This window comes from Herbiconiux ginsengi, assembly GCF_900107435.1.
Lineage (GTDB): Bacteria > Actinomycetota > Actinomycetes > Actinomycetales > Microbacteriaceae > Herbiconiux > Herbiconiux ginsengi.
The window spans coordinates 549,663-564,796 of the sequence record NZ_FNPZ01000001.1 but is presented as its reverse complement, the minus strand read 5'-3'; the positions used below and the strand labels follow the sequence as shown (position 1 = coordinate 564,796).

The window sequence follows — 15,134 nt, the reverse complement described above, 5'->3', positions numbered from 1 at the left end:
CCGCCTTCCGCCGCCCAGTGTGCTCAGAGCATGAGTATGCCATACTCGTAACGAACGTCACAAGAACGAAATATGTGGGTCTATCGGAAGATGGATGTGCGGCATCGCCGCCCGGAGAAAGGACTGCTGTGTCACGTCGAATCGTCAACCCTCCCGAGCTCGCCACACCGATCGGCTTCGCGCACGGCGTCGTCGCCGGCGCCACGGTCTACCTCGGTGGGCAGACCGCGATGGACGCGTCGGGCGCGATCGTTCCCGGCGGGATCGTGGAGCAGTTCGAGCGGGCGTTCACCAACCTGCTGACCACGCTGCGCGCAGCCGGGGGTGCTCCCGACGACCTGGTCGACGTGACGATCTACCTCACCGACGTCGAGGACTACCAGCGCCATGGCAAGGCGATCGGCGCGAAGTGGCGCGAACTGGCCGGCACGGACTATCCGGCGATGGCCGGCATCGGGGTCACGCGGCTCTGGCAGCCCGAAGCGCTGATCGAGATCCAGGGCGTCGCCCACATCGGCGGCGCCGACGGCTCCGCCATGTGACGACGGGCGCCGCGGATGGCGGGCGCCGCCCGCGGCACCGACCCGCTCGGCTCGAGCCTGCTCAGCGGGAGCGGTCGACCGCCACCGCGCCCGGGTCGGGGGTGATCGGCTCCGGCAACGGGGATGCCGGAGCGTCGCCCGCCGCAGCCGTGCTGCCGGCCGGCTCTCGCTGCGCCTCCCGTTCCAGCTTCACGAACACGACGCCCGCCACGATCAACGCCCCACCCACGCCCTGCAGCAGCGTCGGCACCTCGCCGAGGAGCAGCCACGACAGCAGCACCGCGAACAGCACTTCGACGAGTCCGACGAACGACGCCACCCGCGAGCCGAGTCGCACCGTGCCGAGGATCCCTGCGAGATAGGCGAACGCGGTCGCCACCAGCACCACGACACCCATCGGCACCAGCCAGGACACCTCGCCCACCACCGGCAGCACGACGTCGGCGAACGACATCGTGAACGGCAGCAGCCCGGTCGCCCCCACCAGGCCGAGTCCGGCGGCGCCGACGAGCAGCCCGACGCTCACGAGCGTCACCGGCGGCAGCCCGTTCGACGGCATCGCCGAGATCAGGTAGTAGCCGGCCAGGCACACGGCGGCCGCCAGGGCGAACACCACGCCCAGCACGTCGAGGGAGCCGGCGCCCGAGGGGTTGATCACGAGCGCGAGGCCGGCGATGCTGAGCACCGCGCCGATGATCGTCAGCAGGGCGGGCGGGATGCGCGTGCGCGCCCACGCGAGCAGCACCAGCAGGATCGGCGCCGAGTACTCGATGAGCAACGCGATGCCCACCGGCATCCGGCCGATCGCGGCGAAGTAGAAGACCTGCGCACCGATCACGGCGATGAAGCCGTAGGCGAGCACGAGCTTCCAGGAGGCGGCGAGCAGCCGGAACCGCCCGCGCAAGGCCAGCAGAGCGGGAATCAGCAGCACGAGACCTCCGGCGCCGGCCCGCACGGCGACCGCTGCCACGGGCGACCAGCCCGCGTCGAGCAGGGGCTTCACGAAGGGGCCGCTGGTGCCGAACGCGGCCGCGGCGGCGATGGCGAAGACGAGACCGGATGCGCGGTGCGAGGCCCCGGGCGCCCCGGCTCCACGGAGGGCGCGGGGCGCGCGTGCGGCGGCGGAGCTCATCGGGCATCCTTCGTGTCAGGAGTCAATGCGGTTACGCTAGTGACACTATCGATCCGAGTTGTCAGGAGTCAACGTGCTCTTTGCCTATGACACCGAGGCGACGCTCGCGTTCGCGGCCGCCCTCGTGAACACCGGCGAGGGCGCGTCGAACTCCCGCGACGACGAGCTCACCGACGTGGCGGCCCTCGAACAGTTGCTCGAGGAGCACGAGTATTCGGGCCGCCGCGACCGGGATGACGCCGAGCTCCAGGACGTACGCGCCCTGCGGGCCGAGTTCCGGCGCTTCTGGGAGGTCGATCGCGACACCGCGGTGGGGCTCGTCAACGACATCCTGCGCGACTCGAACGCCCTGCCCCAGCTCGTGCGGCACGGCGACTGGGACTGGCACCTGCACGCCACCGAATCCGACGCCCCGTTGGCCACCCGGATGCGCGTGGAGGTCGCCATGGCGTTCATCGACGTCATCCGCACCGACGAGTTCGACCGCCTGCGGGAGTGCGAGGCCTCCGACTGCGCCGCCGTGCTCGTCGACCTCTCGCGCAACCGCTCGAAGCGCTACTGCGACGTCGGCAACTGCGGCAACCGCATGAACGTGATCGCCTACCGGAAGAGGCGCGGCGCATAGTTGCGGCCCCTTCTTCGCGCGCCTCTTCGAATCGTGGGTTCCGCTTCAATTCTTGGGTTCCGCTTCGCCGCGTTTCCGGGCTCGCCCGGCCTTCGGCTGGGCGGGCCCTTTTTGCTCGCGCCGCCGCTGCTGCGGCGCGAGGCGACATGTTCGCGTGAGGTCGCTTCGCGGCCTCGCGCTCACCCTGGGTCGTCGAGCGCGGCCCGTGGCCTGCGATCTCGTGCGCGATGATTCGGGAGGTGGAGAGGAGGGGGTCAGGTCAGAGCAGCTTGCGGAGGGTGCGGAGGTTTCTTGTGGTGGTGGCGGCCTTGAACTTCGGCTTCGCCAGAAACTTCGCCAGCGCCGTGTCGAGGCTGTGGCCCTTGGGCACCTCCCAGTAGACGATTCGGTTGTCGCTTCGCTGCGCTCGCTCGGGAGGATTTGCCGACGGGTCGAGCGACTTAATGAACTCTCCGAGCTCGGCCGTGACCGCGGGATCCGACGAGAACACCACGTAGGGCTGCATGTCGTCGACCTCGTCGTAGGGGAAGCCGTCGACGATGCCGGCGAGGTCGGCGTGCTCGATCAGCACGATCCACGCCTCGTAGCCGAAGCGCTTGCGCAGACCCGCCTCGATCGTGGTCTTCAGGGCCGCGACATCGGCGGGCGAGCCTCCGGGCGCATCCGTGTCGAAGAGCACGTTGCCCGAGGCGAGCACGGTCTTCACGCCGTCGAATCCGAGTGAGCGGAACAGTTCGGCGAGGTCGGCGCTCGTGATGGTGATGCCGCCGACGTTCACGCCGCGGAGGAGGGCTGCGAAGCGAGTCATGGGGCAACGCTACGCGAGCGTGCTTCAATGAAGACGACACAAGGGGGAACCGTGCGCCGCATCACCGATCGTTGCTTCCAGCTCGACCACTCGCGAGGAGCCAACGGCTACGTGGTGGTGGGCGAGGGCCGGGCCGCGGTGATCGACCCGGGGCTCGCATCCGGCTTCGCGAAGCTCCTCCGCGAACTACGCGACTCGGAGTCGCAGACCGGGCCCATCACCGACATCGTGCTCACCCACTACGACCCCGACCACTCGGGTGCCGCCGCCCGCCTGCAGCGCGAACTCGACGTGCCGGTGTGGATCGGCGCCGCGGATGCCGAGATCCTGAGTGGCGAGAAGGAGGCGCCGTCGGGCGCGCGCCGCTTCATGAGCGCGTTGTCACGGGTGAAGAACCCCGCAGGAGTGCGCGAGTTGACGGCGCCCGCGGGCGAACCGCACCACGAGAGCGAGGTCTTCCCCGGCCTCACCGTCATCCCGACGCCGGGCCACACGCCCGGTCACGTGGCGCTGCAGTGGGGCCCGGTGCTGTTCGTGGGCGACGCGGTGAGCGTCTCGAAAGACGGCGCGCTGCGCCAGTTCTCGATGGGACCCTTGATCGCAGACAAGACGCTCGCGATGGCGAGTGAGGCCGTGTTGAACGAGCGGATCGCGGCGACCGACGTCGAGTGGGTCTGCGCCGGCCACAACCCGCCGGCCCGCGTCATCCGCGCCCTCGCCCCGTAGCCGCCCCGCGTCGGGAATCGCCGAATCGACAGATTCTGTCGGAATCCGGTTGAGGAAAGCGGCAGAATCTGGCGATTCGATGAACGACGGCTCTACGCGTGACGGCGGCGGCGCTGGAGCACCAGCACCACGCCGGCCGCGAGCAGGAGGCCGCCGAGCACGATGAACGGGGTGACGGCGGCGCCCGTGTTGCCGAGCACTCCCGCCGCTGCCGAGCCCGAGCCGCCCGATCCGGTCCCACCCGCTCCCGCGCCGCCCGGCGTGGTCGGCGTGGTCGTCGGCGTGCCGGCTGCGGCCACGGTGAACTCCACCACGACCACCTTGGCGCTCTGCCGCCCGGTCAGCGTGACCGAGTGCTCACCCGGGTCGGCCGGCGCGGTGAAGGTGTAAGAGGCGGCACCGTCGATCACGTCCTGCGAACCGAGGTCGGTGGGCGTCGAGGCGACGACTGCACCGAGCTGCCGGTCGCCCTGGAATCCGGATGCCGACACGGTCACCTCGGCGCCGGGCTCCACCGTGGTCGACGAGAGGGTCGCGCTGGCGCCGGAGCTGAGCGAAGCCGTGTTGCGGTTCAGTTCGAGCGCCTCGGCCATGGTGAAGAAGTTGTCGCTCTGGTCGGTGAGGCCCACCACCTGCGCCCCGCCCGGGCCGTAGGCGGCGATGCGGAGCTGCGAGCCGGTGTGCTGCTGCGATCCGCCGGCCGCCGCGGTGCCGTAGGCCACCTTCATGACGGTGCCGTCGTGCGTGGTGAGCGCGGTGCTCAGGGTCGCGGGCGGCGTCGAGTCGACGATCTGGCTGGTGTGCGCGTGGTCGGCGGTCACGATGACGAGCGTGTTGCCGTCGGTCTTCGCGAACTCGAGGGCGGCCTGGACGGCCTCGTCGAGGTCGATGGTCTCGCCGATCTGGCCGCAGGCGTTGGCGGCGTGGTCCTGTTTGTCGATCGAGGCGCCCTCCACCTGCAGGAAGAAGCCCTTGTCGCCGTTGTCGTCGGTGTCGAGCAGGTCGATCGCCTTCGTGGTGAGCGACTTCAGCGAGAGCCCCGTGTCGAGGCGACCGGGGTTCGGCTGGCAGGTGATGGGTGCGCCGTCGGCGCCTCCCACGGTCGCCTCGCTCGCGGCGTAGCGGGTGGGGAAGTTGCCCGGGGTGAAGAGGCCGAGGAGCGGCTGCGACTGGTTCGCCTCCGTGACTCCCGCCAGGCCCGCGACGTCGCCGACCACCTGGTAGCCGCGGTCGTCGGCCTGCTGGAACAGCGTCTCGCCGTTCCACTGGCCGGCCTTCGCGGTCTGCTCGAAGGTCTTCGACCCTCCGCCGAGCGTCACGTCGGCTCGGGTGTCGAGCAGCTGTTCGCTGATCGAGCCGAGGCCGCCGGCCGCGAGGGCGTCGGTTCCGCAGGAGGTGCTGTCGGGCCCGTAGCAGCTACGGGCGTTCACGTGAGCGACCTCGACGGCGGGCGTCGCATCCTGGATCTCGGCGGTCGACACGTTGCCGGTCTTCAGGCCGTTCGCCTTCGCGATCTCGATCAGGGTGTCCTGCGGGTTGCCGTCGACGTCGACCGAGATCGCGTTGTCGAAGGTCTTCGTGCCGGTCGACCAGGCCGAGCCGGTTGCCGCGGAGTCGGGCACGTAGTCGGGCTTGCCCTTGTTCTCGCCGTCACGGTAGACCGAGTAGGTGGTGTACTGGCCGGTCAGCGGCAGGGCGTCGATGCCGGGCAGCTCGCCGGCCGCACCGTATTCGTAGTTGCGCGCGACCGTGATCTCCGAGTCGCCCATGCCGTCGCCGATCAGCAGGATCACGTTCTTGGCCGGACCGTCGACGATCGAGGCCTTCAACGCGGCTGACTTGTCGCCGTCGTTGCGGGTCGCTCCGCCGTTGTCGCTGACGTCGGCGAACGCCGCCGCCGGGACGCCGATGCTCGCTGCCGTGAGAAGGGCCGCCGAGGCGAGGATCAGCGTGCGCCGCCGCCCCCCGCGAGTGTGTGTGCTGAACGCCATCGTGTGCTCCGTCTGAGTCGAGAAGGCGCCCACCCCGGACGCCGTCGTTCCAGCACATCCAGCCGTGGCGGCCTCCGGCTGAACATCCGGCGACGCGGGGGTGTACCACTCGTGTCGACTCCGTGACCCCCGGGCGGGGGTGGTGGAGTCAAGGGGCTCGAAGGTCCGTCGCGGAGCGGGTGCCGCGCGGGCGCATGAGCACGATGTCGGTGCCGTCGGAGCGCACCTCCACGAAACCGAGCCGCCGGGCCAGCGCGAGGGAGGCGGCGTTGCGCGCATCCGTCACCGCGATCGCCCAGCGCGCGCCGACCACGTCGTCGGCGAACGCGAGCAGAGCCGCGGTCGCCTCGGTCGCGTAACCGTGCCCGCCGAACTCCGGATGCAGCACCCACCCGATCTCGACCGAACGTGACGCCGCCGCCACGGTGCGCAGGTGCAGGGAGACGTCGCCGATCAGCCGGCCGTCCTTCTCCACGGCCAAGGCCAGGAAGTCGTCGTTCTGCCAGAGCCGCGTGTGCCGGGTGCGGTCGCGCAGGTGCCGGGCCGAGCCGCGGGCGTCGCGGTCGGGCCAGGGCAGGAACTCGCGCACCGCGGGCTCGGACTGCAGGGCGAACCAGTCGGCGGCATCCGGCATGCGGTGGGGACGCAGCAGCAGGTGGTCGGTGCGGATGCTCGGGGCGTCGAACGGGGTCTCGGTGCGTTCGCCGCGCAGCAGACGGGGGCGACGGATGCCCGCCGAGGCCAGACGATCGCGCGCGCGTCGCAGCAGAGCAGGCGACCGACCGGAACCGGAGTCGGAAGCCGCGAGCTCGTGATGCGAGGGCGCCCACCGGGCCGGATGGTCGAGGGCTCTCGGGTGAGTCATGCGGCGACCGTACGCGCGCCGCTCAGGTGAGGCGTGTGGGAACATTTGAGGTCTCTATGAATCTGCATCGATCCGTGGAGTTCCGCGCGGGCGCGGGCGACCATGGAACCGTGGCCGACTCTCCGATCTCCGACGAACTCGTCACGTCGGGGCGCCGGCGCGCGGTTCTGGCGAAGCTGCCGCGCATGTACCGGGCCGACGGATCGGCCATCCGTGTGCTCCTCGTCGACGACGAGGTGGTGCTCACCAGCTTGGTCAGCCTCGCGCTCGCCTACGAAGGCTGGGTGGTCGACATCGCCCACGACGGAGCCACCGCCCTGCAGAAGTACCGCGACGAGCGGCCGGATGTCGTGGTGCTCGACATCATGCTGCCCGACACCGACGGCATCCGTCTGCTCCGGCAGCTGCGCGAGGTGGAGCAGAGCTCGCCCACGCTCTTCCTCACCGCGCGCGACTCGGTCGACGACCGCATCGTCGGTCTCACCGCGGGCGGCGACGACTACATGACGAAGCCGTTCAGCCTCGAGGAGCTCGTGGCGCGGCTGCGGGGCCTCCTGCGCCGTTCGATCACCACGAGCTCCGACGAGGATTCGCGGATCGTGGTGGGCGACCTGCTGCTCGACGAGACGAGCTACGAGGTCAACCGCGGCGGAGACGCCATCCAGCTCACCACCACCGAGTTCGAACTGCTGCGCTATCTGATGCGCAACCCGCGCCGGGTGCTCTCGCGGGCGCAGATCCTCGACCGGGTGTGGAACTACGACTTCGCCGGCAAGGCGTCGATCGTCGATCTCTACGTGTCGTACCTGCGCAAGAAGATCGACGCGGGCCGGCCCTCGATGATCCACACCGTGCGCGGTGTCGGCTACGTGCTGAGGCCCGCCGAATGACACCCGTCGAGACGGGTTCCGGTGGGCGCGGCGCCGCCGGCGCCCGGTCCGGACGAGCGCGGCGCCCCTGGACGCTGCGCTCGCGGCTCGTGGTGGGTGTCAGTGCCGTCGTCGCAGGGGTGCTCGTGGCGATCGGCATCGCGAGCATCCTCATCCTGAACGCCACGGTGACGCGCGTCGTCGACACGCAGCTGACCGGATCGATGTCGTCGTTCGCGTTCTCGGTGGAGAAGTACCGCTACGGCAACTTCCACAGTGCCGACGGCCTCAAGCAGATTGATGCCCATCCCGAGAAGCCGTTCACCGAGTACACGGGCAGCGGACCTGGCTCGGTGGTCGCCCTGATCGACGACGGCACCGTGGTCGACTCCGCGCGCTTCACCGACGGCGACGCGAGCGCCCTGCCGCCCGCCGTCGTCGAGCAGCTCGAAGCGGAGGGGCTCGCCACCGGCACCCGCGAGACGATCGCCCTCGACGGTCTCGGCAGCTATCGCATCGCCACTGAGACCGACAGCCGGGGCGCCCTGCTCGTGACCGGGGTCTCGATGGCGGCGGCCGACGCCTCCTCGGCACAGCAGACGGTGACGATGCTCGTGCTCGCCCTCGCGGCGATCATCATCATCGGATTCGGCGTGATCGTGATCGTGAGGCTCGCCCTCCGCCCGCTCGAACGGGTGGCCGCCACTGCAGCCGACGTGGCCGCGATGCCGCTGGACCGTGGCGAGGTCGCGATCACCACGCGGGTGCAGCAGTCGGACACCGATCCGCGCACCGAGGTGGGGCAGGTGGGCGAGGCGCTCAACCACCTCCTCGCGCACGTCGACGACGCGCTCGCGGTGCGTGCCGCGACCGACAAGCGGATGCGCCGCTTCGTCACCGACGCCAGTCACGAACTGCGCACCCCGCTCGCCGCGATCCAGGGCTATGCCGAACTCACCCGGCAGCAGAGTGCGGAGCTGCCCGAGATGACGGAGTACGCCCTGGCGCGCATCGAGTCGGAGGCGCAGCGCATGAACTCCCTGGTGAGCGACCTGCTGCTGCTCGCGCGGCTCGACGAGGGGCAGGACCTGCACGTCGACGAGGTCGATCTCGGCGAGATCGTGGTGAACGCGGTGAGCGATGCCAAGGCGTCGGCGCCGGGCCACCGCTGGACGGTCGACGTTCCGGACGCGCCGGCTCTCGTGCACGCCGACCGGGAACGGATGCATCAGCTCGTACTGAACCTGCTCTCGAACGCGGCCGTGCACACGCCGGAGGGCACGGCGGTGTCGGCGCGGGTGGCCTTCGTGCCGGCCGGCGGCGCCGCGGATTCGGGCGCTGCGGCGGCTCCCGCCGCCTCACCCTCCGCCTCCTCTGAAGTCGTCGTGGTGGAGCTGCAGGTGACCGACGACGGTCCCGGAATCGCGTCCGAACTCGTGCCGGAGCTCTTCGAGCGCTTCGCCCGCGGAGACTCCTCGCGCTCCCGCCGGGCGGGCAGCACGGGCCTGGGGCTCGCGATCGTGGCATCGATCGTCGAGGCCCACGCGGGGTCGATCGACGTCGCCTCGACTCCGGCCGGCACCACCTTCACGGTGCGCCTCGCCCGCGCGGCGCCGTCCGCCTCCGCCCCGTCTCCGACCCCCGCCCGCGGGAGCGCGGCGCCGGGCGAAGCCGCGGTCACTCCCTCCGAGCCGACGCACGTCTGATCCGCGACCGCCGCGTTATTTCGGGAGGAGGAAACGCGAACCACCCCCGAATACGGCCTTGGTTCGCGTTTCCTCCTCCCGAAACAAACGTCTCCGGCCGGATGCGCCTCTCCGACGCGACGTCTACCGGCTCGCGGACGCCCTGGTCCGCGTCGCGTGGGCCGTGCGGATCATCACCGTCACCAGCACCACCGCGATCGCCGTGACGAGAGCGACGGATGCGACCAGCGGCGACACGAGCTCCCCCGAGATGCGCGAGACGGCCACCCACACGAGGCCCCACGCCAGGGCTGCGGCCGGTGCCAGCCGGCCGGCCCCGAAGACGGCGAGAGCCAGCCCCGCGAGGCCGGCGACGATCACGATCGCGACACCCCAGGCATCCGGAGACCAGCCGAAGCCGTCGAAACCGGCGACCATCAGGCCTGCCGTGAGGTTCGCGGCGGTCGCCACGCAGACCCAACCGAGGTAGAGGCCCACGGTGCCGTCGACCACCACCGACTCCACCCACGGCTGTCCGCTCCGCCGGGTGCGCACCACGAGCACGAACGTCACGAGGAGGGCCGCCAGCAGCACGACGATCACCACGGCGCTCGCGGCGAGCAGGCCCGCCTGCACGCTCACGATCCAGGCGGCGTTCAGCAGCAGCGTCAGCGCGATCGGGTAGCCGAGGCGGCGCTGGCGCGCGCTCGCGGTCTGCCGGGGGAGGAACTGCCAGACCGCGTAGGCGAGGAGGCCGGCGTAGATCACGCTCCAGATCGAGAAGGCCGGGCCGGCGGGAGCGATGAGGGTGGCGTCGGCGCTCAGGGCTCCGCCCGCGGCATCCTGGATCGGCGTGCCCCCGGCCGCACCCGAGCCGACGAACGACCCGATCACGGCGACGACGGCGCTCGCGGCCACCACCACCTGGCGAACGCGGTCGGCCGGGAGCGGGACGGTCGCTGTGGCGCTGCTGGTCATCGTTCTCTCCTCGACGTGCGCGGATCGATTCGCTAAACAGCTTAGCTATATGGCTGTCGCGCCGCTCGGATCGGAGTGGATGCCGGCCCGGACGCTTGCCGCTAGCGTGAGAGCATGTCGTCGTCAGATTCCCCGGCTGCCCCTGACTCCACCCCGGTTCAGCGGAGCCTCGGTGCCGCGAAGCGCGCCGTGACCGGGCCCAACAAGCCCGCCCTCATCGTCTCTCTGCTGGTCTCGCTCTTCGCGGCACTGTTCGTGACCTCGTACAGCCTCGCGATGAGCAATCCGCAGCCGCACGACGTGCCGATCGGCATCGTCTCCGACACCGTGACTGCAGCGCAGTTCGACCAGGGCCTGGAGAACCTCGAAGGCACCTCCTTCGTCGTCTCCTCTTATTCCTCGGTGGCCGCGGCGAAGGAAGCCATCGACCAGCAGGAGATCTACGCCGCTCTCGTCACCGGCAGCGGCACGAGCGCCGAGCTCTTCATCTCGAGTGCCTCGGGCGCGTCGATCGCGAAGCTCATCGACGCCGACGCCACCGAGCTCGGCCAGAAGGCGGGCGTGAGCATCACGGTCACCGACCTGCATCCGCTGAGCTCCAGCGACCCGAGTGGACTCGTACTGTTCAACCTCGCGCTCGCGGCCACGATCATCGGCTTCGTCGGCGCCATCCAGACCCGGGTGAACGCCGCGGGGCTCACGCTGGCCGGCGAGCTGATCTGGGACGCAGGGCGTGCCATCCTCGTCGGCCTCGTCATCACCCTCACCACCGGGCCGATCTTCGGCTTCGAGAGCTTTCCGATCGTGCCCGTCTGGGCCGTGCTCTCGTGCTCGGTGTTCATCGCGGGGGCGGTGTACAGCTTCTGGCGCGTGGTGATCGGCGGGAGGTGGGCGCTCGTGCCCACCTGGGCGCTCTTCATCCTCATCAGCAACCCGTCGTCGGGCGGGGCGGTGGCGCCACAGCTGCTGCCGCCGTTCTACGAGTTCATGGGGCGCTGGATGCCTACGGGCGCGACCGTGCGCGCGTTGCGCGACCTCACCTACTTCCCCGATTTTCCGCATGCGGAGCCGTACCTGGTGCTGGGCGCGTGGCTGCTCGGGGCGACAGGCGCCTTCGTGATCGCGCGTTCGCTCAAGTACGGCCCCGGGCGTATCCCGGCCCCGGCGCCCGACCCGAAGCCCGAGCCCGCCGCGACTGCGACTGCGGCTCCGACGTCGTAGCGGTGGCTCGGAGCCGCGGAGCGGTACGGTGGAAGCCGCGCGGGGGCGCAGAGGGAGAGGCATGGACACGCGAACAGACGCCGCGGATGCGGGCGGGAGCACCGAGTGGGCGCCGCCGGGGATGCCGATCGCGCCGGCATCCGCGAATGTGCTGGGTTCCGCGGTCACCGCGAGCGGCCCGGACACGCCCGCCGCGGCGGGTGGGCACACGCCGCCCGCAGCGCGTCCGGCCCGCGCGCAGTCGGCGCCGCGCAACGAGGTCGCCCGCTGGGCGCGCATCTGCGCGATCGTCTCGGTGGTGTTCAACCCGCTGCTGCTCGTGAGCATCGCGGCCATCGTGCTCGGAATCATCGGCCTGCACCGCTCAGAGCAGCCGCACTTCGCCGGTCGCTTCGATTCAGGCCGTCGTCAGGCCACCACCGGCATCGGCATCGGTGTCTTCGGCCTGATCGTAGGAATCACCGTGCCGGCGCTCTTCATCGCCTGGACCGTGTCGCGCCTGCCCTGACAGTCGCCATCGGCGCCCGGGTGCGGGTGCGGGGGCAGCAGCTCAGGGGGGCGGAGGTGCTTCGGTCACGGCGATCTCCCCCCGGTCAGTCCGCCAGGCCTTGGACGTCGTTTCGGGAGGAGGAGAAGCGGACTACCCCCGTATACGGCCTCGGTTCGCTTCTCCTCCTCCCGAAATCCACGCGTCTCCCTGAAGGCGCACGGCCGGGCGCTCAGCGCGCCAGGTCGACCAGCACCTTCGGGGCCCCCGCCGACTTCATGGGCCGGGCGCCACTGAGCGCGTCGGCCACCTCGTCGAGCGCGATCACCCGTGAGATGAGCGGGAGCGGATCGACCCGGCCGCTCGCGTAGGCGTCGATGGTGGCCTGGATGGCGGGCGAACCGGCGAGGATGCCGACAACGGTCACGTCTTTTCCGCCCACGACCCGCGTGTCGATGAGGCTCGGTTCGCCCGAGATGCCGACCAGTGCCACCCGACCGCCCGGCTCGACCACATCCACGGCGAAGCGAGGCATCGCTGCGGCGTTCGTGGCGTCGATGACCGCATCCCAGACCAGCGAGGGCAGCTCGTCCTGGGTCCACGCACCGGCCACGCCCAGTGAGCGGGCCAGCTCGAGCGCCTCGGGGTCGCGGCCGAGCACGTGCACCTCGGCGCCCTCGGCCCGGGCGAAGAGCGCGCTGAGCAACCCGATGGTGCCCGTGCCGAGCACGAGCGCACGCGAGCCGGCCTGCACCCCCGCGGCGCGCACGCTGCGCAAGGCGTTCGCTCCCGGCTCCACCATCGCCCCCAGCTGTGCGGTGACGGCATCGGGCAGTTCGTACAGCGCGGTCACCGGCACCAGCAGCCGCTCGGCGAGCGCCCCCGGCCAATTACCGCGCACGCCGATCTCGAACCGGTCGGCGCAGACGTTGTGGCGGCCGGAGAGACAGCGCTCGCAATGCCCGCAGCCGAGCATCGTGTCACCGGTCACCCTCTTGCCGACCCACGCGGCGTCGACGCCCTGGCCGGCCTCGATCACCCGGCCGTTCCACTCGTGGCCGAGGCGCAGCGGGAAGGTCAGGTCGAGCTGGGCGAGACGGTCGGGATCGCCGCGGAACAGGCCGACATCCGTGCCGCAGATCCCCGCGTGATCGATCTGCACCACGACCTGCCCGGCGCCGGGTTCGGGTGGTGCGACGTCGGAGACGGCGCCGGTGGCGGGGGACGTGACGAGAAAGGCCTTCATGCACTCACTGTAGACATCCGGCACCACGGTGGGAGCCGACCGACGCGCGTCAGCGGGCGAAGTATCCGCGGTAGTACTCGAAGACCCAGCCCACCACGGAGACGAGGAGGAGCGCGGCGCCGATGAAGCAGATCCAGAACCCCACGGCGAGGCCGAGCATCAACAGGCCCGCCGAGAACGCGAGCATGATCGGCCACCAGCTCCAGGGGCTGTAGAAGCCCATCTCCGGGTCGCCCTCGTCGATCTCGCCGTCGAGGCGGTCCTCGGGCAGTTCGCCGTGCTCGGCGGAGTGAGCGCGGGTGAGATAGAAGGCCAGGAAGACCGAGGCGATCGTGGCCAGCGACAGCGCCACGGTGCCCGACCACTCCACGGCGCCGTAGGACACGAGATTCCACACGAGGTACGCGACGTCGACCACCACGAAGAATGCCGCCAGAATCCACCAGAGCACTGCATTGGCGCGCATGCGAACTCACCGCCTTTCAGACCTCACCGTCTGTTCCTGGCACCTAGGGTCCTCCTCCTCGCGCGCCGTGACAAGAGGGTGATACTTTTGGTATCAGAGGTGTGTCTGATGACTCCGGAACTGCTTGCCCTTCCCGCCGTGCAGCGCGCGCTGCTCTCGCGCAGTCAGCGAGAGCTCGCCGACCTGCACCTCCGCCGCGACATCCTGCGTCTCGACGACGAGGGTTTGTCGCAGCGCACCATCGCCGAACTCGTCGGGCTCTCGCAGCCCGAAGTCTCGCGGCGGCTCAAGCGGCGCCGGCTGGCGTCGTTCGAGGAGTCGCCGCGCGAGATCATCCTGCACCGCGCCGTGGGCGACTGCACGAGCGAGCAGATGATGCAGCGGCTGCTCGCGATGCGCATGACGTCGTCGCCGCCGTCGGCCGATGCCGCCCACGACGGCGCGGTCTCGTCATCCGGCAACGCGGCGCAGCTCGGGCAGGCATTCCTCGACGGCCTGCTGACAGAGAAGGAGTACGACCAGCTGCGCGGCCAGGTGAAGACGGTCGCGACCGGCCACTCGTGAGTGCCGACCTCGTTGCGGCGGAGTTGTCGGCACACCTCGTGGCGTCCGGGCTCACCGACCCGTGGACGGAGGTGTCCGGGCGCACCACTCGCACGCTCTTCTCCACCGACGGCGAGCTCTACGAACCTGCGCGCCTGCGCTTTCACGACGAACTCATCGATGCGGCACTGACCGAGATGCAAGCCGACCAGGTGGGCCCGCTCACGGCGGTGATCACGGCGGGGCCGCCGGGAGCCGGAAAGACGACGGCCGTCGCCGGTCGCGCGGAGTTCGCCGGCTATCGGCACATCGATGCCGATGCGTTCAAAGACGCCCTGCTGGTCGAGTCGCGGGACAGCGGCCGCCTCGACCAGTGGATGTCGCACGAGCTCTCCGACGGGCGGCCCGTGTCGGTGCGCGAACTGTCGGCCTTCGTGCACGCGGAGTCGACCGCGATAGCGAACCGGATGCGCCAACGCAGCCTGCAGCACCAGGAGAGCGTCGTCATCCAGGGCACGCTGGCCAGCACCGAACACCTCGAGGCGCTGCTCGGCGACCTCGACGAGCACGGTTACGAGGCCCTCGCCGTGGTGCGGGCGGAGGTTCCGGCGCAGACCGCGGTGCGCCGCTCCACCGACCGATGGTGGACCGATCGCTGCCGGCGGCACTCCGGCCTCGGTGGGCGCTTCGTGCCACCGCTCGTGATCGAGGAGCTCTACCCGTCGGGCGAGGCCGTCTCGCGCTGCTCGGCGAACGCCGACGCGCTCCGCCGGCGCGCGGAGGAGTACGGCTGGGTCGTGACCCTGGTCGATGCCGACGCCGGCCGGTGAGGTCGACCACGCCGATCTCGCGATCCCCCGTTCGGCCGGTCGGCGCGAGCGACGGAGCGCAGGCGCGGGGCACGCGATAATGGGCACGCATCGTCGGCACGACACACGGGGGAGACGCGA

Annotated in this window: 16 protein-coding genes; 9 read left to right on the top strand and 7 right to left on the bottom strand. The window is 70.6% G+C overall.

The features are described 5' to 3' along the window. Positions 1–128: 128 nt before the first annotated feature. Positions 129–542, top strand: coding sequence for a RidA family protein (locus BLW00_RS02735; RefSeq protein ID WP_092548811.1), 414 nt, complete (start codon positions 129–131; stop codon positions 540–542). 61 nt (positions 543–603) lie between these two features. On the opposite strand, the gene BLW00_RS02730 is transcribed toward BLW00_RS02735, so the two are convergent. Beyond that, positions 604–1,674, bottom strand: a complete 1,071-nt coding sequence (locus BLW00_RS02730; RefSeq protein ID WP_092548808.1) for an EamA family transporter — start codon at positions 1,672–1,674, stop codon at positions 604–606. A 73-nt stretch (positions 1,675–1,747) separates the two neighbouring features. Between BLW00_RS02730 and BLW00_RS02725 the strand changes: the two genes are divergently transcribed. Beyond that, positions 1,748–2,299 (top strand): CGNR zinc finger domain-containing protein, encoded by a 552-nt coding sequence (locus tag BLW00_RS02725; protein WP_092548806.1) that lies wholly within the window; start codon positions 1,748–1,750, stop codon positions 2,297–2,299. 259 nt (positions 2,300–2,558) lie between these two features. On the opposite strand, the gene BLW00_RS02720 is transcribed toward BLW00_RS02725, so the two are convergent. Beyond that, complete coding sequence (locus tag BLW00_RS02720) at positions 2,559–3,107, bottom strand: DUF1697 domain-containing protein (RefSeq protein ID WP_092548803.1); 549 nt, start codon at positions 3,105–3,107, stop codon at positions 2,559–2,561. Between the two features lie 27 nt (positions 3,108–3,134). On the opposite strand from BLW00_RS02720, the gene BLW00_RS02715 reads away from it, so the two are divergent. Then, positions 3,135–3,833 carry an MBL fold metallo-hydrolase gene (locus BLW00_RS02715; RefSeq protein ID WP_092548800.1) on the top strand — a complete coding sequence of 233 codons (699 nt, stop codon included), beginning with the start codon at positions 3,135–3,137 and terminating at the stop codon, positions 3,831–3,833. A gap of 92 nt (positions 3,834–3,925) precedes the next feature. Here BLW00_RS02715 and phoA read toward each other — a convergent pair whose 3' ends face one another. Both phoA and BLW00_RS02705 read right to left on the bottom strand, forming a co-directional pair. Next, a complete protein-coding gene (gene phoA, locus BLW00_RS02710) occupies positions 3,926–5,824 on the bottom strand; it encodes an alkaline phosphatase (protein ID WP_092551870.1) in 1,899 nt (632 codons plus the stop codon). A gap of 148 nt (positions 5,825–5,972) precedes the next feature. After that, positions 5,973–6,689, bottom strand: coding sequence for a GNAT family N-acetyltransferase (locus BLW00_RS02705; protein ID WP_092548797.1), 717 nt, complete (start codon positions 6,687–6,689; stop codon positions 5,973–5,975). A gap of 185 nt (positions 6,690–6,874) precedes the next feature. On the opposite strand from BLW00_RS02705, the gene BLW00_RS02700 reads away from it, so the two are divergent. Together BLW00_RS02700 and BLW00_RS02695 are read left to right on the top strand one after the other, a co-directional pair. Continuing rightward, positions 6,875–7,579: a response regulator transcription factor gene (locus BLW00_RS02700; protein ID WP_175494191.1), complete on the top strand. Its 705-nt coding sequence runs from the start codon at positions 6,875–6,877 to the stop codon at positions 7,577–7,579. Then, positions 7,576–9,264: a sensor histidine kinase gene (locus tag BLW00_RS02695; protein ID WP_092548790.1), complete on the top strand. Its 1,689-nt coding sequence runs from the start codon at positions 7,576–7,578 to the stop codon at positions 9,262–9,264. The genes BLW00_RS02700 and BLW00_RS02695 overlap by 4 nt, the downstream gene beginning before the upstream one ends. Positions 9,265–9,387: 123 nt before the next feature. Here BLW00_RS02695 and BLW00_RS02690 read toward each other — a convergent pair whose 3' ends face one another. Next, positions 9,388–10,221 carry a TspO/MBR family protein gene (locus BLW00_RS02690; RefSeq protein ID WP_092548787.1) on the bottom strand — a complete coding sequence of 278 codons (834 nt, stop codon included), beginning with the start codon at positions 10,219–10,221 and terminating at the stop codon, positions 9,388–9,390. 114 nt (positions 10,222–10,335) lie between these two features. Here BLW00_RS02690 and BLW00_RS02685 point away from each other — a divergent pair, with 114 nt between their 5' ends. Both BLW00_RS02685 and BLW00_RS02680 read left to right on the top strand, forming a co-directional pair. Continuing rightward, a complete protein-coding gene (locus BLW00_RS02685; RefSeq protein WP_139256591.1) occupies positions 10,336–11,442 on the top strand; it encodes an ABC transporter permease in 1,107 nt (368 codons plus the stop codon). A gap of 61 nt (positions 11,443–11,503) precedes the next feature. Beyond that, complete coding sequence (locus tag BLW00_RS02680) at positions 11,504–11,950, top strand: DUF4190 domain-containing protein (RefSeq protein WP_092548781.1); 447 nt, start codon at positions 11,504–11,506, stop codon at positions 11,948–11,950. 211 nt (positions 11,951–12,161) lie between these two features. On the opposite strand, the gene BLW00_RS02675 is transcribed toward BLW00_RS02680, so the two are convergent. Together BLW00_RS02675 and BLW00_RS02670 are read right to left on the bottom strand one after the other, a co-directional pair. Next, complete coding sequence (locus BLW00_RS02675) at positions 12,162–13,175, bottom strand: zinc-dependent alcohol dehydrogenase (RefSeq protein ID WP_092548778.1); 1,014 nt, start codon at positions 13,173–13,175, stop codon at positions 12,162–12,164. Positions 13,176–13,224: 49 nt separating this feature from the next. Beyond that, positions 13,225–13,641: a cytochrome c oxidase subunit 4 gene (locus BLW00_RS02670; RefSeq protein ID WP_092548775.1), complete on the bottom strand. Its 417-nt coding sequence runs from the start codon at positions 13,639–13,641 to the stop codon at positions 13,225–13,227. A 108-nt stretch (positions 13,642–13,749) separates the two neighbouring features. Here BLW00_RS02670 and BLW00_RS02665 point away from each other — a divergent pair, with 108 nt between their 5' ends. Together BLW00_RS02665 and BLW00_RS02660 are read left to right on the top strand one after the other, a co-directional pair. Next, a complete protein-coding gene (locus tag BLW00_RS02665; RefSeq protein WP_092548772.1) occupies positions 13,750–14,205 on the top strand; it encodes a winged helix-turn-helix transcriptional regulator in 456 nt (151 codons plus the stop codon). Beyond that, positions 14,202–15,014, top strand: a complete 813-nt coding sequence (locus tag BLW00_RS02660; protein WP_092548769.1) for a zeta toxin family protein — start codon at positions 14,202–14,204, stop codon at positions 15,012–15,014. The genes BLW00_RS02665 and BLW00_RS02660 overlap by 4 nt, the downstream gene beginning before the upstream one ends. Positions 15,015–15,134 lie beyond the last annotated feature (120 nt).